Origin of the sequence: Streptomyces sp. NPDC021224 (genome assembly GCF_044332905.1) — a bacterium.
Taxonomy (GTDB): domain Bacteria; phylum Actinomycetota; class Actinomycetes; order Streptomycetales; family Streptomycetaceae; genus Actinacidiphila.
In genome coordinates this window covers 882-14,609 of record NZ_JBIRPW010000014.1, presented here as the reverse complement: position 1 = coordinate 14,609, position 13,728 = coordinate 882, and the positions used below count along the sequence as shown (strand labels likewise).

Genomic DNA, 13,728 nt, shown 5'->3' with positions numbered 1-13,728 from the left:
CCCTGCCGGTTACGACGGGGCGCCGCGCCAGCCCGCGACGGGCAGCGCGAACTTGGCCACCAGCCGGTCGGTGAACGACGCGTGGTGCAGCCGCGCGAGCCGCACCGGCACGGCGCCGCGGCGGACCTCGACGCGGGCCCCGGCGGGCAGTTCGACGGTGCGCCGCCCGTCGCACCACAGCACGCCGTTGGGCGTCTCCGGCTGCACCTCGACGGCCAGCACCGACCGCGGGGAGGTGACGAGCGGCTTGGCGAAGAGCGCGTGCGCGCTGATCGGCACCATGAGCAGCGCCTCGACCTCGGGCCACACCACGGGGCCGCCGGCAGAGAAGGCGTAGGCGGTGGAGCCGGTCGGGGTCGCGCAGACCACGCCGTCGCCGCCGAAGCGGGAGACGGGGCGGCCGTCGACCTCGGTGACGACCTCCAGCAGCCGCTCACGGGAGGCCTTCTCCACCGACGCCTCGTTGAGCGCCCAGTCGGTGTGGACGACCGATCCGTCGTTGCGCACGAGCACGTCGAGGGTCATACGCTCCTCGACCTCGTAGTCGCGGGTGACGACGCGGTCCACGACCTTGTCCAGGTCGTCCCGCTCGGCCTCGGCGAGGAAGCCCACCCGTCCGAGGTTGACGCCGAGCAGCGGCACCCCCGAGGCGCGGGAGAACTCGGCGCCGCGCAGCAGCGTCCCGTCGCCGCCCAGGACGACGATCAGCTCGCAGCCCTCGACGGCCTCCGGCCCCGCCTCCGCGACCAGCTCCACCGCCTCGGGCAGCGGCAGGTCCACGGCCTCGTCGGCGAGCAGCCGCACGCCGATGCCGCAGCGCAGCAGGGCCTGCACGACCCGTTCGGCGCTGCGGATCGCGGCCGCTCTGCCGGTGTGGGTCAGCAGGAAGACGGTTCGGTTCTGTGTCTCGCTCATGATGGTCACGGGTTCGGCCCCTCCGCCACGGCACGGTCGACATCGGCCGGGTCCAGCGCGGGCGCACCGGCGCGCAGCCACAGGAAATACTCCACGTTGCCCGAGGGCCCTGGCAAAGGACTTGCTGTGACGCCGAGCACCCCCAGCCCGAGTCCGGCCGCCTGCCCGGCGACCGTACGCACCGTCTCGGCCCGAAGGTGCGGGCTGCGCACCACTCCCCCGCTGCCCAGCCGCTCGCGGCCCACCTCGAACTGCGGCTTGACCATCAGCACCAGGTCGGCGCCGGGCGCGGCGCAGCGCACCAGGGCGGGCAGCACCAGGCCGAGCGGGATGAACGACAGGTCGCCGACGACCAGGTCGACGCCTTCGCCGTCGATGTGGTCGAGCGTCAGCTCCCGCACGTTCGTGCGATCCTTCACAACCACCCGCGGATCGCTCTGCAACGACCACGCGAGCTGCCCGTAGCCGACGTCGACGGCGACGACCTGCCGGGCACCGGCCCGCAGCAGGACGTCGGTGAAGCCGCCGGTGGACGCGCCCGCGTCCAGCGCCCGGCGGCCCGTGACGGCCAGCCCGCGAGGCTGGAAGGCGGTGAGCGCCCCGGCCAGCTTGTGGCCGCCGCGCGAGACGTACTCCGGGTCGTCCGCGTTCTCGGCGACCACCAGCGCGGCCGAGGTCTCCACCTGCGTGGCGGGCTTGGTCGCGGTGGCGCCGCCCACCGTCACCCGGCCCGCGGCGATCAGCTGGCTGGCGTGCTCACGCGAGCGCGCGAGTTTGCGCCGCACCAGCTCGGCGTCCAGGCGGCGTCGTGCCACTGCCACGTACGGTTCAGCTCCTGTTCTCGTCCAGCGCTGCGAGCGCGTCGCGCAGCCCGTGGTGCACATCCTCGTACACCTCGATGTGGGAGTGCGTGGGGAGTTCGTCGGCGTCGGCGAGCCGCGCGAGGGCCGCGTCCACGTCGGCGTTGCCGGTCGGCGGGACGGCCACGCCCAGCGGCTCGGGCCGCGCGGGGGCGTCCTCGTGGGCCGCCGCCCCGTCCTCGTCGGCGGCCCGCTGCCCGGGTACGGCCCCGGGCAGGTCGGCGGGCGGCTCGCCGTGACCGCCCCGCCCGGCGTACGCGCCCGGCTCGACGCCCTGCCCCGGCACACCGACCGGCAGATCCGCGACCGGCTCGCCGTAACCGGCGCGCCCGGCGTACGCGCCCGGCTCGACGCCCTGCCCCGGCACACCGACCGGCAGATCCGCGACCGGCTCGCCGTGACCGGGCCGCCCCGCGGACGGGCCCGGCTCGGCGGCGGGCTCACTCATCACCGGATCCGGCGGAGGGCGCGGGGGCGGTCTTCTTCGCCGCGGGGGCGGGCGTGTCGGCGGCGGGCTTCCCGGCCGCCGCCTTCTTCGCCGCCGTCTTCTTCGCCGCCGTCTTCTTGGCCGCGGGCCGGTCGGCCGCGGGCTGGTTGGCGGGCGTGGCGCCGGTGAAGTCCGCGGCGGGAGGCGTCTTCGCGGAGGCCGGGGTCGCCGTCTTCTTCGCCGGGGGAGCCTTCTTCGCCGCGGTCTTCTTGGTCGCCGCCGTCTTCTTGGCCGCGGCCTTCTTCGCGGGCGCCGGGCCGCCGGAGGCCGGGGCGGCGGACTTCTTCGCGGTCTGCTTCTTCGCCGGGGCCTTCTTCGCGGGCGCGGCGCCACCGGAGGCCGGGGCGGCGGTCTCCTGCGCGCCGGCCGCGGTCGTACGGCGCGGGTTCGCCGTCGTCTTCGGGGTGGCGGCGACCTTGTGGCCCGCAGCGGCGGAGGCCCGCGCCGCGGTCTTCTTCGCCGCGGTCTTCGTGGCGGCCGTCGTCTGGTGGGCGGCGGCCGACTTGGCCGTGGTGGCCCGCTTGGCGGCGGCGGTCTTGCGGGCCGCGGGCGCGGCCTTCTTCGCGGGGGCGGCGGCCTTCTTCGCCGCCGGTTCCGTCTTCCTGCCCGGCGCGGGCGGCTCGGTCGCAACAGGCACGTGCTCCACCGTGGGCGCGGGGGCGGGCTCGGGCCGGGCGGCGGGCGCGCGGCCGGGCTCCTCCTGCGCGGTGTCCGACTCCAGGTTGCGGATCCGGCGCTCCAGCGTCTCCAGCACGACGCCGACCTTCGTGACCTCGTCGGCGAGCCGGCCGACCCGGCTCATCGTCTTGTCGACCTCCTCTCGGACGATGGCGAGCAGCAGGTCGCGGTTGGCGCGCCCGGCGGCCATCAGCTCGTCGGCGAGGGTCTGTACCTCCGCCGGGATGGCGGAGTTGATCCGCCGCTGCACGGCGTCCACGTCGATGCCGGTCTGGTCCAGCATGTCCCTGGCCGCGTCGACCGCACGGCGGCGGGTGGCCTCGGTCAGGCCGCCCGCGATCTGCAGACAGGTACGCAGCGCGTCCCGCATCGCTCTCACTCCTCGCCTCGCCCGTTGACACATCGTCCGGCCGGGGCCCTCGTGCGGGCACCCGTGGTCAAGACGCTACCGCCTCGGGCCGCGTCGGCCCGCCGACGGTGCCCTGCGGTACGGTCGTGGCGACGTAACCCCGACCGGGAGACACCGCGCCGATGGCCACCCTCGAGGAGTGCCGGGCCGCACTCGACCAGCTGGCGCGGAACATGGCGCGGGCCGAGGGCGACGTCCGCTCGGCCGCCGCCCTGGACCGCTCGCTGAGCTGCCGGATCACCGACCTGGACACGACCTTCACCGGACGGCTCGCGGGCGGCACGATCACCGGTGTGACCGCCGTGCCGGGCGTCCCGGCGGACAAGGCGCAGATCCGGCTGACGACGACCGGGGACGACCTGGTCGCGATGGTCGGCGGCGAGCTGAGCTTCGCCAAGGCGTGGGGCAGCGGCCGGATCAGGGTGCAGGCTTCGCTGCGGGACGTGCTGCGGCTGCGCTCCCTGCTGTGACGGCGGCGGAGGCCGCGGCCGTGCCCGTACGGCGGCGGGCCGCGGGGATCACCAGCGGGGTGCCGCTCTCCGGGTCCTCGATGATCCGACAGGGCACCCCGAAGACGCGCTCGACCAGCTCGGCGGTGATGATCTCGGCGGGCGGCCCCTGCGCCTCGATCCGCCCGTCGCGCATCGCGATCAGGTGGGTGGCGTAGCGGGCGGCCTGGTTGAGGTCGTGCAGCACGGCGACGAGGGTGCGCCCGCCCTCCTCGTGCAGCCGCGCACACAGGTCGAGGACGTCGATCTGGTGCTGGATGTCGAGGTACGTGGTGGGCTCGTCGAGCAGCAGCAGCGGTGTCTCCTGCGCCAGGGCCATCGCGATCCACACCCGCTGCCGCTGGCCGCCGGACAGCTCGTCCACCCGGCGTTCGGCGAGCGCGCCGACGCCGGTGGCGGCCATGGACTCCACGACGATCCGCTCGTCCTCGGCCGACCACTGCCGCAGCAGGCCCTGGTGCGGGTAGCGGCCGCGGGCCACGAGCGAGGCGACGGTGATGCCGTCGGGCGCCACCGAGGTCTGCGGCAGCAACCCGAGGGTGCGCGCCACGGACTTGGCGGGCAGGCCGCCGATCGCCCGGCCGTCCAGCAGCACCCTGCCCTCGGCGGGCTTGAGCAACCGGGCCAGCGCGCGCAGCAATGTCGACTTGCCGCACGCGTTGGGACCGACCACCACGGTGAACGAGTGGTCGGGTATGTCGACACTGAGCCCCTCGGTGATGACCCGCCGGTCGTACCGGAGCGTCACGGCGTCGGCCCGCAGCCGCGGCGTCACGCCGCCGTCCGTCGATGTGTCGGCATGGCGACTGGTCATACTGCTGCTCCCGTGGCGGTGGTACGGCGGTGTTCGGCGGCGGTCGGTGTGCCCGCCGCGCGATGCGGCCGGTGGTGGTCGGCGGTCCGTGCGTGCGCCGCGCGATGCGGCCGGTGTTCGGCGGCGGTCCGTGCCTGCGCCGCGCGATGCGGCCGGTGTTCGGCGGCGGTCCGTGCGTGCGCCGCGCGATGCGGCCGGTGTTCGGCGGCGGTCCGTGCCTGCGCCGCGTGATGCGGCCGGTGGTGGTCGGGGCGGGTCATATCCGGCCCGCCCGGCGCTCCTCGACGAGCAGCCACAGCAGGTACCCGCCGCCGAGCACCCCGGTGGCGACGCCGACCGGCACCTGCCCGGAGCCGAACGCGCGCTGCGCCGCGAGGTCGGCGAGCACCAGCAGCGTGGCGCCCATGAGCGCGGACGGCAGCAGGCTGACGCCGGGGGTGCGGGTGAGCCGCCGGGCGAGCTGGGGCGCGGTGAGCGCGACGAAGGCGATGGGTCCGGCGGCGGCGGTCGCGGCGGCGGTCAGCAGCACCGCGCTGAGCACGGCGGTCAGCCGCACCCGCTCGACCCGCACGCCCAGCGCGCGGGCCGCGTCGTCGCCCATCTCGGTGATCCGCAGCGCCGGTCCTTGCGCGAGCAGCAGCGGCATCAGGACGGCGCAGCAGCCCAGCAGCGGCCACACCTGCTCCCAGTCGCGCCCGTCCAGCGAGCCGCTGATCCAGATGACGGCGCGGGCGACGTCCACGAAGTTGGCCTTGACCAGCAGGTAGCTGTTGACGGCGGCGAGGATCGCGGAGCCGCCGATGCCGACGAGGACCAGCCGGTAGCCGTGCACCCCGCGCTGCCAGGCGAGCGCGTAGACGGCGAGGCCGGTGAGCAGGCCGCCGGCGATCGCGCCCGCGGAGACCTCCAGCGAGGAGCCGTGCGCGACCACGATGACCAGCAGCGCACCGGCCGCCGAGCCCTGGCCGAAGCCGATGACGTCGGGGCTGCCCAGCGGGTTGCGCGACACGCTCTGGAAGGCGGCGCCCGCCATCCCGAGTGCGGCGCCCACCAGCAGCGCCACCAGGACGCGTGGCAGCCGCAGCTGACGGACGATGAAGTCCTGTCCCGCGGTGCCGTGTCCGGCCAGGGTGCGCAGGACGTCGGCGGGCGCGATGGCGAAGTCGCCGGTGCCGACCAGCACGACGGCGGCGGCGAGCGCGACGCCCAGCAGGCCCGTACCGGCCAGGGCGGCACGCCGGTCGAGGCGCAGCGACAGTCCGCCGCGCGGGGTGCGCAGCACGCTGCCGCGCCAGGCGCGGGCGTCGCCGGGGGTACGGCCCCCGGTCCGCGCGCGGCTCACAGCTCCGCCGTCCGGTGGCGCCGGACCAGGGCGATGAAGACGGGTCCGCCGACGACCGCGGTGACGATGCCCACCTGGAGCTCGGCGGGGCGGACGAGCAGTCGTCCCAGCACGTCGGAGCCCAGCAGCAGCACTGGCGACAGGACGGCCGCGTAGGGCAGGGTCCAGCGCATGTCGGGGCCGGTGATGCCGCGCACCATGTGCGGGACCGTCAGGCCGATGAAGACGATGGGCCCGCAGGCCGCGGTGGCCGCCCCGCACAGCAGGGTGATCGCCGCCATCACGGCGATCCGGGTGCCGGTGAGCCGGGCGCCGAGGGCCCGCGCGGTGTCGTCGCCGAGCGCGATGGCGTTGAGCGGGCGGGCGGAGGCGAAGGCCAGCACCGCGCCGACGACGAGGAAGGGCGCGATGCGCCGGACGGTCGCCATGTCGGCGGAGGCCAGCGAGCCGACCTGCCAGAAGCGCATGCGGTCCAGGGCGACACTGTCGGTGAGCTGCACCGCGTTGCTCCAGCCCTGGAGCAACGCGGTCACCGCCGTTCCGGCGAGCGCGAGCCGTACCGGGGTCGCGGAGCGGCTGCCGCCGATCGCGTAGACCAGCACGGACACGGCGGCGGCGCCGCCGAGCGCGCACCACACGTACGCGCTCGGCGAGGTGATGCCGAAGAAGCTGATGCCGGTGACGACCGCTGCGGCCGCGCCCGCGTTGACGCCGAGCAGACCGGGGTCGGCGAGCGGGTTGCGGGTGAGGGCCTGCATCGCGGCCCCGGCCAGGCCGAGGGCCGCACCGACCATCAGGCCCAGCACCGTACGCGGCAGCCGGAGTTTGCGGACGACCACGTCGTCGTCGGTGCCGGCGTAGTGGAAGAGCCCGTGCCAGACCTGGTCGAGCGGGATGTCCTTGGCACCGATCGCGATGCTCGCCGCCGTCACGGCGAGCAGCAGCACGAGGGCCGCGAGCAGCCCGGCGCCGCGGGCGGCCCCGGATCGGGCGGTGGCGCCGGCGCCGGGGGCGGCGGGGGCGCGTGGCGGGGAGTCCTGGTCAACCAACACGCGGCTTAGGTTAGCCTAACCTCGCTAACGTATCCCGAGCAGAGCGGCACCTTCCCATGACCTCGTCCCGTACTCCCTCCCGCATGTCCGGAATGTCCCGCCGGGGTGTGCTCGCCGCCGGTGGCGCGCTGGGCGCCGGTGCGCTGCTGGCCGCCTGCGGCGGATCCGACTCCGACTCCGGCGCCGATTCCGGCTCGGGCTCCGGTTCCGGTTCCGGTACGTCGTCGGCGGGCGCGGGCGATGACGCCAAGGCGTCTGGACCCTTCCGCTTCACCGACGACCGCAAGAAGGCCGTCTCCCTCGGCAAGGTCCCGGCGAACCTGGTGGCGTACGTCGGTTCCGCCGCCGCCCTGCACGACTACGGCGTCGAGTGCACCGGCGTCTTCGGCCCCACCACCCTCAAGGACGGCTCCCCCGACCCGCAGGCCGGCGACCTCGACGTCACGAAGGTCACCGTCATCGGCAACGTCTGGGGCGAGTTCAACATCGAGAAGTACGCCGCCCTCAGCCCCGGCCTGCTCGTCAGCCACACCTACGACGGCAAGACCCTCTGGTACGTGCCCGAGCAGAGCAGCGCCAAGATCCTCGCCCTCGCGCCCAGCGTCGGGATCAACGTCACCGGGGTCCCCCTCACCACCCCGCTCCAGCGCTACGCCGAACTCGCCGCCGCCCTCGGCGCGGACCTCGGCTCCGCCGCCAACGCCGCCGCCAAGACCCGCTTCGAGACCGCCTCGGCGAACCTGCGCGCCGCCACGAAGGCCGCCGGTGGCATCACCGTCATGGCGTGCTCGGCGAGCGCCGACTCCTTCTACGTCTCCACGCCCTCCTCGGCGGCCGACCTGACGTACTACAAGAGCCTCGGGGTGAACTTCATCGTCCCGAACAAGGTCGAGGGCGGCTTCTTCGAGACGCTCAGCTGGGAGAACGCCGACAAGTACAAGGCCGACATCCTCATGCTCGACAGCCGCTCCGCGACCCTCCAGCCCAAGGACCTCACCGGCCGCCCCACCTGGCAGCAGATGCCCGCCGTCAAGGCCGGGCAGATCTTCCCCTGGCCCAGCGAGCCGATCTTCTCCTACGCGAAATGCGCCGACCAGCTGGAAGCCCTGACCAAGGCGGTCACCGGCTCGAAGAAGGTGAGCTGACGCCATGGCCGAACCCCAGCCCACGTACCGCTTCTTCGACACGCAGGTGCTGCGCACGTATCCGCTCTCGCGGTCGCTGCGGCGGATCGTGCTCGGCACGACCGGGCGGGGCCCGGACGCCCGACTCGGCGCGAACGCCGGGCTCGGTGCGAACGCCGGGCTCGGTGCGAACGCCGGGCTCGGCGACATCGTCAGCGGCGGGCGCGACCAGCGGCTCAAGCTCTTCCTGCCGCAGGCCGGGCAGGACGCGCCCGTCCTCCCCGACGTCCTCGACACCGGCTGGTACGCGCGGTGGCGCGCCCTCGACCCCGGCGTACGCGGCATCATGCGCACGTACACCGTCCGCGACGTGCGGCGCGAACCCGACGAGCTGGACATCGACTTCGCCCTCCACGGAGACCTCGGACCCGCCTCCCGGTGGGCCGCCGCCGCGGCACCCGGCGACCGGCTCACGCTCCTCGCGCCCGTCGTCACCGACAACGGCGGGGTCGACTTCCGGCCGCCGGAGGGGACGGACTGGATCCTGCTGTGCGCGGACGAGACCGCGGTGCCGGCTGTCGCCGGGATCCTGGAGTGGCTTCCGGCGGGGACGCCGGTCAAGGCGTGGATCTCGGTGGGCGATCCTGCTGATCGTGTCGAGCTGCCGACGAAGTGTGAGGCCGAGATCAGCTGGCTGACCCGGCCCGCGTCGGTGGCCGAGGCCGTCGCGGCCTCGGCGCTCCCCGCCGGACGCCCGTACGCCTGGCTCGCCGGCGAGTCCTCCCTCGTCCGCGAACTCCGCCGCCACCTCGTGGGCCCGCGCGCCTTCCCGCGCGCGGACGTGACGTTCACGGGTTACTGGCGTGCGGGCACGACGGAGGACGCGCTGCTGGAGGAGTCGGCGTAGGCGCGGCGGGAGTGGTCGTTGCGGTTCGCCGCGCGACCTTCTGCCGGTGGTGGGTTGCTCGCGCAGTTCCCCGCGCCCCTGTCGCGGCGCCGCCGTGGCTGGGTCGGGGGCCGCCACGGGGCACCTCCTCGGAATGCGCCTTCACCCTCCTACCTGGTCGGTAAGCCACCGACAGCGCATTCCTGCGGGGGCACCCCGCACCGTCCCCCTCCACGCCGGTCTGGCGGCTGCCCGCCGGTGGTGGGTTCTCGTTTTTGGGCACGGCTGCGCGCGCCAGCACCCGTTTTTCCGGGGCCCGGGGCAAGGGCGCGTGGGAGAGCACCCGCTTTCCCGGGGCCCGGGGCAGGGGCGGGTGGGAAAACACCCGTTTTCCCGGGCCCGGGGCACAGCTGCGTGGGAGAGCACCCGTTTTTAGGGGCTGCGTGGGGGTACCCCCAGGCGAAGCCCCGGGGGAGAACGGAGCGACAAGCCCCCCACGTAGGGAAGATCGCGACGCCTACCGCAACAGGCACCCCGGGGCGAAGAGGGCGCACCGCAGGGCGCGAGCGGGCTCTCAGAGGGGAAGCGTGCCCAGCGCAGCGGAAGCGTCGAGGTCGGGGTGGGTCCAGGCGGCGGCGCACAGCGCGCGGAGGCCGTCGAGGGGGTCGCCCTCGCCCGTGAGGGAGAGGGCGGACGAGGAGGCCGCGGCGGTCCAGCCGCCGCAGTGGGCCTGGTCCGAGGACCACGTGACCTCGGGGTGCGGCACGAGCAGCCCCCGCAGGTCACGGGCGACATACGTCGGACGATGCCTCGGCTCCGCGGCGAGCAGAGCGGAAGCCGTGGTGACGCCCGTGAGGACGAGCAGGGAGTCGACACCCCCCGCGTACGCCCCCTCGATGTCCGTGTCGAGCCGGTCGCCGACCACGAGCGGCCGCCGCGCCCCCGTCCTGATCACCGTCTCCCGGTGCATGGGCGGCAGTGGTTTGCCGGCGACGCGGGGGGTGCCGCCGGTGGCGATGCGGACGACTTCGACGGCCGCGCCGTTGCCGGGGGCGATCCCGCGGGCGCTGGGGATGGTGAGGTCGGTGTTGGAGGCGAACCACGGCACTCCGGCGTTGACCGCGTACGCCATCTCCGCGAGCTGCGACCAGCGCAGCTCGGGCCCGTATCCCTGGACGGCGGCGACCGGGTCGTCCGCGGCGGACTCGACGGGTTCCAGCCCGCGTTCGCGCAGGGCGGCGAAGAGCCCTTCGCCGCCGACGGCGAGGACCTTGGAGCCGGCGGGCACCTCGTCGGCGATGAGCCGGGCGACGGCCTGGGCGGAGGTGATGACGTCCTCGGCGGCGGCGGGCACGCCGAGGTCCGTGAGGTGGTCGGCGACGGTCGCGGGTGTACGGGCGGCGTTGTTGGTGACGTAGGCGAGCCGCATCCCGTCCTTGCGGGCGGCGGTGAGGGATTCGACGGCGTGCGCGATGGCGTCGCCGCCCTTGTAGACGACCCCGTCGAGGTCGAGCAGCGCCGTGTCGTACGCGGTGTCGAGCGGCTGGGTGCTGCCGCTCGGACTGGTCCGGTCAGTCATGGCTGGGCTCGCTCCTCGTCGTCCGGCCGTGCGCGGCCGCGCGTCCGTCGTGTCGTGTCGTGTACCTCGACGATCATCCCCCATGCCGGCGGCGGACGTAGCATGCGCTGATGACCCACCCCGGACCCGACGACGGACCCCACCCCGGTCCCCCTCCTGCGCGGGGCCTCGACCTGGCCCCCTTCCGCGGTCTGCGGTACGCCGCCGCACGTGTCGGCAGCCTCGCCGCGGTCACTTCGCCGCCGTACGACGTGGTCGTCCGCCCGGACGGGCAGCGGCATCTGGAGACGGCCGACCCGTACAACGTCGTCCGCCTCATCCTGCCGGACGCGGAGACGCCCGCGGAGCAGCACCGCCGGGCCGCCCGGACGCTGGCCGCCTGGCGGGCGGCGGGTGTGCTCACCGCGGACCCGCTGCCCGCGCTGTACGTCTACGAGCAGCACGACGGCGACCACATGCAACGCGGTGTCATCGGCGCGCTGCGGCTGACCCCGCCGGAGGCGGGCGTGGTCCTGCCGCACGAGGACGTGATGCCGGGCCCGGTCGCCGACCGCGCCGCGCTCATGCGGGCCACCGGCGCCAATCTGGAACCCCTGCTGCTCGCCTACCGCGACGGCGACGCGACCGCCTCCGTCGTCGACGCGACCGCGGGCGCGCGTGAGCCGCTGCTCGCCACGACGACCGAGGACGGCGTCCGGCACCGCCTGTGGGCGCTCACCGATCCGGCCGAGCACGCGGTGATCCGTGCCGACCTCGGCCTGCGCCAGGCCCTCATCGCCGACGGCCACCACCGCTGGGCCACGTACCGCAGGCTCCAGGCGGACCACCCGCCGGGCACCGCGTGGGACTACGGCCTCGTGCTGCTCGTCGACACCGCCCGCCATCCGCTGCGGGTCCGCGCCATCCACCGCGTCCTGCACCAACTGCCGTTGGCGCAGGCCCTGGACGCCGCCCGGCCCTACTTCCGGGTACGCCCGCTGCCGGGGCACGACCTGGACGCGGCGCTCGGCGTCCTCGCGCAGGCCGCGGCGGACGGCACCGCCTTCCTGCTGGCGGGCGAGGCGGGCTTCCACCTGCTCGACCGGCCGGACCTCGCGCGGCTGGACCGCTGGGTGCCCGCCGACCGGCCCGAGGCCTGGCGCCGGCTGGACGCCACCGTGCTGCACTCCGCGCTGCTCGACCACGTCTGGCGGATCCCCGACTCCCCCGAGCGCATCGGCTACCTCCACACCGCGGAGGCCGCCGTGCAGCAGGCCCTCCGCCACGCGGGCACCGCCGTGCTGATGCACCCGGTACGGGAGAGCGTCGTCCTGGACCTGGCCCGGCAGGGCGTGATGATGCCGCGCAAGTCCACGTCCTTCGGCCCGAAACCCGCGAGCGGGCTCGTCATGCGGAGCCTGGACCTGGGGTGAGCAGCGAAGGAGGGAGGGGCGGCAGGCCGTGGCCCGCCGCCCCTCCCTCCGGAGGTGCTGTCGCTGCCGGTCAGTCCCGGTCGCTGCCCGGCGCCGGGGCGCGGAAGGGCGAGTCCAGGAAGGACGACGGCTCGTCCTCGTCGGTGGCGTCGGTGGCGTCCGTGACGGGCTCGGGTGCGGGGGCGGGGGACTCGGCGGGCGCCTCGTCGTCCTCGTCCTCGTCCTCCTCGTCCTCGTCGTCCTCGTCGTCCTCGTCGTCCTCGTCGCTGACCGCGTCATCGGCCGTGCCGGTGTCGTCGGCCTCGTCGGCGTCCGCGAAACCGTCCTCCGCCGTGTCGGACGACTCGGCCGATTCGTCGGCGTCCGCGCCGTCGAAGGCGTCCACGAACTCGACACCGTCGAGCTGCGCGAGCCGGTCGGAGGCGTCCGTGGTGCCGTTGTGGTCGGCCTCCGCCGCCTTCGCGAACCAGTCGCGGGCCTCGTTCTCCCGGCCGACGGCAAGCAGCGCGTCCGCGTACGCGTAGCGCAGCCGCGCCGTCCACGGGTGCACCGCGTGCGACGCCAGCTCCGAGCTCTGGAGCGTGACGACCGCCGCCTCCGCCTGCCCCATGTCCTGCCGGGCACCGGCGGCGACCAGCCGCATCTCGACCTGCCCGGCCTTGTCGAGCTTCTGCACCTCGGGCGCACCGGCCATCTCCAGTGCCCGCTCCGGACGCCCGAGCCCGCGCTCGCAGTCGGCCATGACCGGCCACAGGTCGACCGTCCCGGTCATCCGCCGTGTGGCACGGAACTCGGCGAGTGCCTCGGCGTACCGCTCACTGGCGTACGACGCGAAGCCTGCCGCCTCCCGTACGGCCGCGACGCGCGACGCCAGGCGCAGCGCGACCCGCGAGTACGCGTAGGCCCGCTCGGGCTCCTCGTCCAGCAACTGGGCCACCATGACCAGGTTGCGGGCGACGTCGTCGGCGAGCGTCTTCGGCAGGCTCATCAGCTCCTGACGCACGCTCGGGTCGATCTCGTTGCCGGTGACCTCGTCCGGGATCGGCAGCCGGCGTACCGGCTCGCGGTCCTCGCGCCGGTCGTCCCGGCCGCCGCCACGGTTCTCGAACCGGCCGCGCCGCTCGACGGTCGGCCGCCGGGCGCCGAAGCCCCGGTCGCGGTCGCCGCTGCCGCCGTCACGGCGCGGGCCGCGCGGGCGGTCGTCACGCCGGTCGTCGAAGCGGGGACGGTCGTCCCGGCCGCGGTCACGGTCACGGTCACGGTCGAAGCGCGGACGGTCCTCACGCCGGTCGTCACGGCGGAAGCCGCCGCGGTCGTCCTCACGGCGCGGGCCACGGGGACGGTCGTCACGAGGACGGTCGTAGCGGGGCCGGTCCTCACGCGGGCCGTCGTGGCGGGGGCGGTCGTCACGCCGGTCGTCGTAGCGCGGACGGTCGTCACGGGGACGGTCGTCCCGGGGACGGTCGTAGCGAGGCCTGTCGTCGCGGGGACGGTCGTCCCTACGGAAGCCACCGCCGCCACCACCGGGACGGTCACCGTCACGGCGGGGACCGCGGGGGCGGTCGTCACGCCGGTCGTCGAACCGCGGACGGTCGTCACGGGGACGGTCGTCACGAGGGCGGTCGTAGCGGGGCCGGTCGTCACGGGGACGGTCGTCCCTG

General features: G+C 75.0%; 13 protein-coding genes. 4 read left to right on the top strand and 9 right to left on the bottom strand.

Going from position 1 to position 13,728, the window contains the following annotated elements:
- Window positions 1-9: 9 nt before the first annotated feature.
- The 4 genes from ACH4PY_RS27970 to ACH4PY_RS27955 are packed head-to-tail and all read right to left on the bottom strand — an operon-like array spanning window position 10 to window position 3,310.
- Complete coding sequence (locus ACH4PY_RS27970) at window positions 10-915, bottom strand: NAD kinase (RefSeq protein WP_398188674.1); 906 nt, start codon at window positions 913-915, stop codon at window positions 10-12.
- Window positions 916-920: 5 nt separating this feature from the next.
- Complete coding sequence (locus ACH4PY_RS27965; protein WP_398189109.1) at window positions 921-1,730, bottom strand: TlyA family RNA methyltransferase; 810 nt, start codon at window positions 1,728-1,730, stop codon at window positions 921-923.
- Window positions 1,731-1,743: 13 nt separating this feature from the next.
- The gene (locus ACH4PY_RS27960) at window positions 1,744-2,223 is read right to left on the bottom strand and encodes a hypothetical protein (protein WP_398188671.1); all 480 of its coding nucleotides are present in this window, start codon (window positions 2,221-2,223) and stop codon (window positions 1,744-1,746) included.
- Window positions 2,216-3,310, bottom strand: a complete 1,095-nt coding sequence (locus ACH4PY_RS27955; RefSeq protein WP_398188669.1) for a histone — start codon at window positions 3,308-3,310, stop codon at window positions 2,216-2,218. Before ACH4PY_RS27955 ends, ACH4PY_RS27960 begins: the two co-directional genes overlap by 8 nt.
- Window positions 3,311-3,471: 161 nt before the next feature.
- Between ACH4PY_RS27955 and ACH4PY_RS27950 the strand changes: the two genes are divergently transcribed.
- Window positions 3,472-3,819 carry a sterol-binding protein gene (locus ACH4PY_RS27950; RefSeq protein WP_398188666.1) on the top strand — a complete coding sequence of 116 codons (348 nt, stop codon included), beginning with the start codon at window positions 3,472-3,474 and terminating at the stop codon, window positions 3,817-3,819.
- Here ACH4PY_RS27950 and ACH4PY_RS27945 read toward each other — a convergent pair.
- The 3 genes from ACH4PY_RS27945 to ACH4PY_RS27935 all read right to left on the bottom strand — a co-directional run bounded on the left by ACH4PY_RS27945 (window position 3,767) and on the right by ACH4PY_RS27935 (window position 7,066).
- Window positions 3,767-4,672: an ABC transporter ATP-binding protein gene (locus ACH4PY_RS27945; RefSeq protein ID WP_398188664.1), complete on the bottom strand. Its 906-nt coding sequence runs from the start codon at window positions 4,670-4,672 to the stop codon at window positions 3,767-3,769. The two genes, ACH4PY_RS27950 and ACH4PY_RS27945, sit on opposite strands and share 53 nt — an antisense overlap.
- A 256-nt stretch (window positions 4,673-4,928) precedes the next feature.
- Window positions 4,929-6,014 (bottom strand): FecCD family ABC transporter permease, encoded by a 1,086-nt coding sequence (locus tag ACH4PY_RS27940; RefSeq protein ID WP_398188661.1) that lies wholly within the window; start codon window positions 6,012-6,014, stop codon window positions 4,929-4,931.
- Window positions 6,011-7,066: a FecCD family ABC transporter permease gene (locus ACH4PY_RS27935; protein WP_398188658.1), complete on the bottom strand. Its 1,056-nt coding sequence runs from the start codon at window positions 7,064-7,066 to the stop codon at window positions 6,011-6,013. The genes ACH4PY_RS27940 and ACH4PY_RS27935 overlap by 4 nt, the downstream gene beginning before the upstream one ends.
- An 83-nt stretch (window positions 7,067-7,149) precedes the next feature.
- On the opposite strand from ACH4PY_RS27935, the gene ACH4PY_RS27930 reads away from it, so the two are divergent.
- Together ACH4PY_RS27930 and ACH4PY_RS27925 are read left to right on the top strand one after the other, a co-directional pair.
- Window positions 7,150-8,211, top strand: coding sequence for an ABC transporter substrate-binding protein (locus tag ACH4PY_RS27930; RefSeq protein WP_398188655.1), 1,062 nt, complete (start codon window positions 7,150-7,152; stop codon window positions 8,209-8,211).
- A 4-nt stretch (window positions 8,212-8,215) separates the two neighbouring features.
- Complete coding sequence (locus ACH4PY_RS27925) at window positions 8,216-9,097, top strand: siderophore-interacting protein (RefSeq protein WP_398188652.1); 882 nt, start codon at window positions 8,216-8,218, stop codon at window positions 9,095-9,097.
- 553 nt (window positions 9,098-9,650) lie between these two features.
- On the opposite strand, the gene ACH4PY_RS27920 is transcribed toward ACH4PY_RS27925, so the two are convergent.
- A complete protein-coding gene (locus ACH4PY_RS27920) occupies window positions 9,651-10,655 on the bottom strand; it encodes an HAD-IIA family hydrolase (protein ID WP_398188649.1) in 1,005 nt (334 codons plus the stop codon).
- Between the two features lie 110 nt (window positions 10,656-10,765).
- On the opposite strand from ACH4PY_RS27920, the gene ACH4PY_RS27915 reads away from it, so the two are divergent.
- On the top strand, window positions 10,766-12,067 hold the full coding sequence (locus ACH4PY_RS27915) for a DUF1015 domain-containing protein (protein ID WP_398188646.1): 1,302 nt from the start codon (window positions 10,766-10,768) through the stop codon (window positions 12,065-12,067).
- Window positions 12,068-12,137: 70 nt separating this feature from the next.
- Here the strand turns inward: ACH4PY_RS27915 and ACH4PY_RS27910 are convergent, their stop codons facing one another.
- Complete coding sequence (locus ACH4PY_RS27910; RefSeq protein ID WP_398189107.1) at window positions 12,138-13,070, bottom strand: hypothetical protein; 933 nt, start codon at window positions 13,068-13,070, stop codon at window positions 12,138-12,140.
- Window positions 13,071-13,728: the final 658 nt, after the last annotated feature.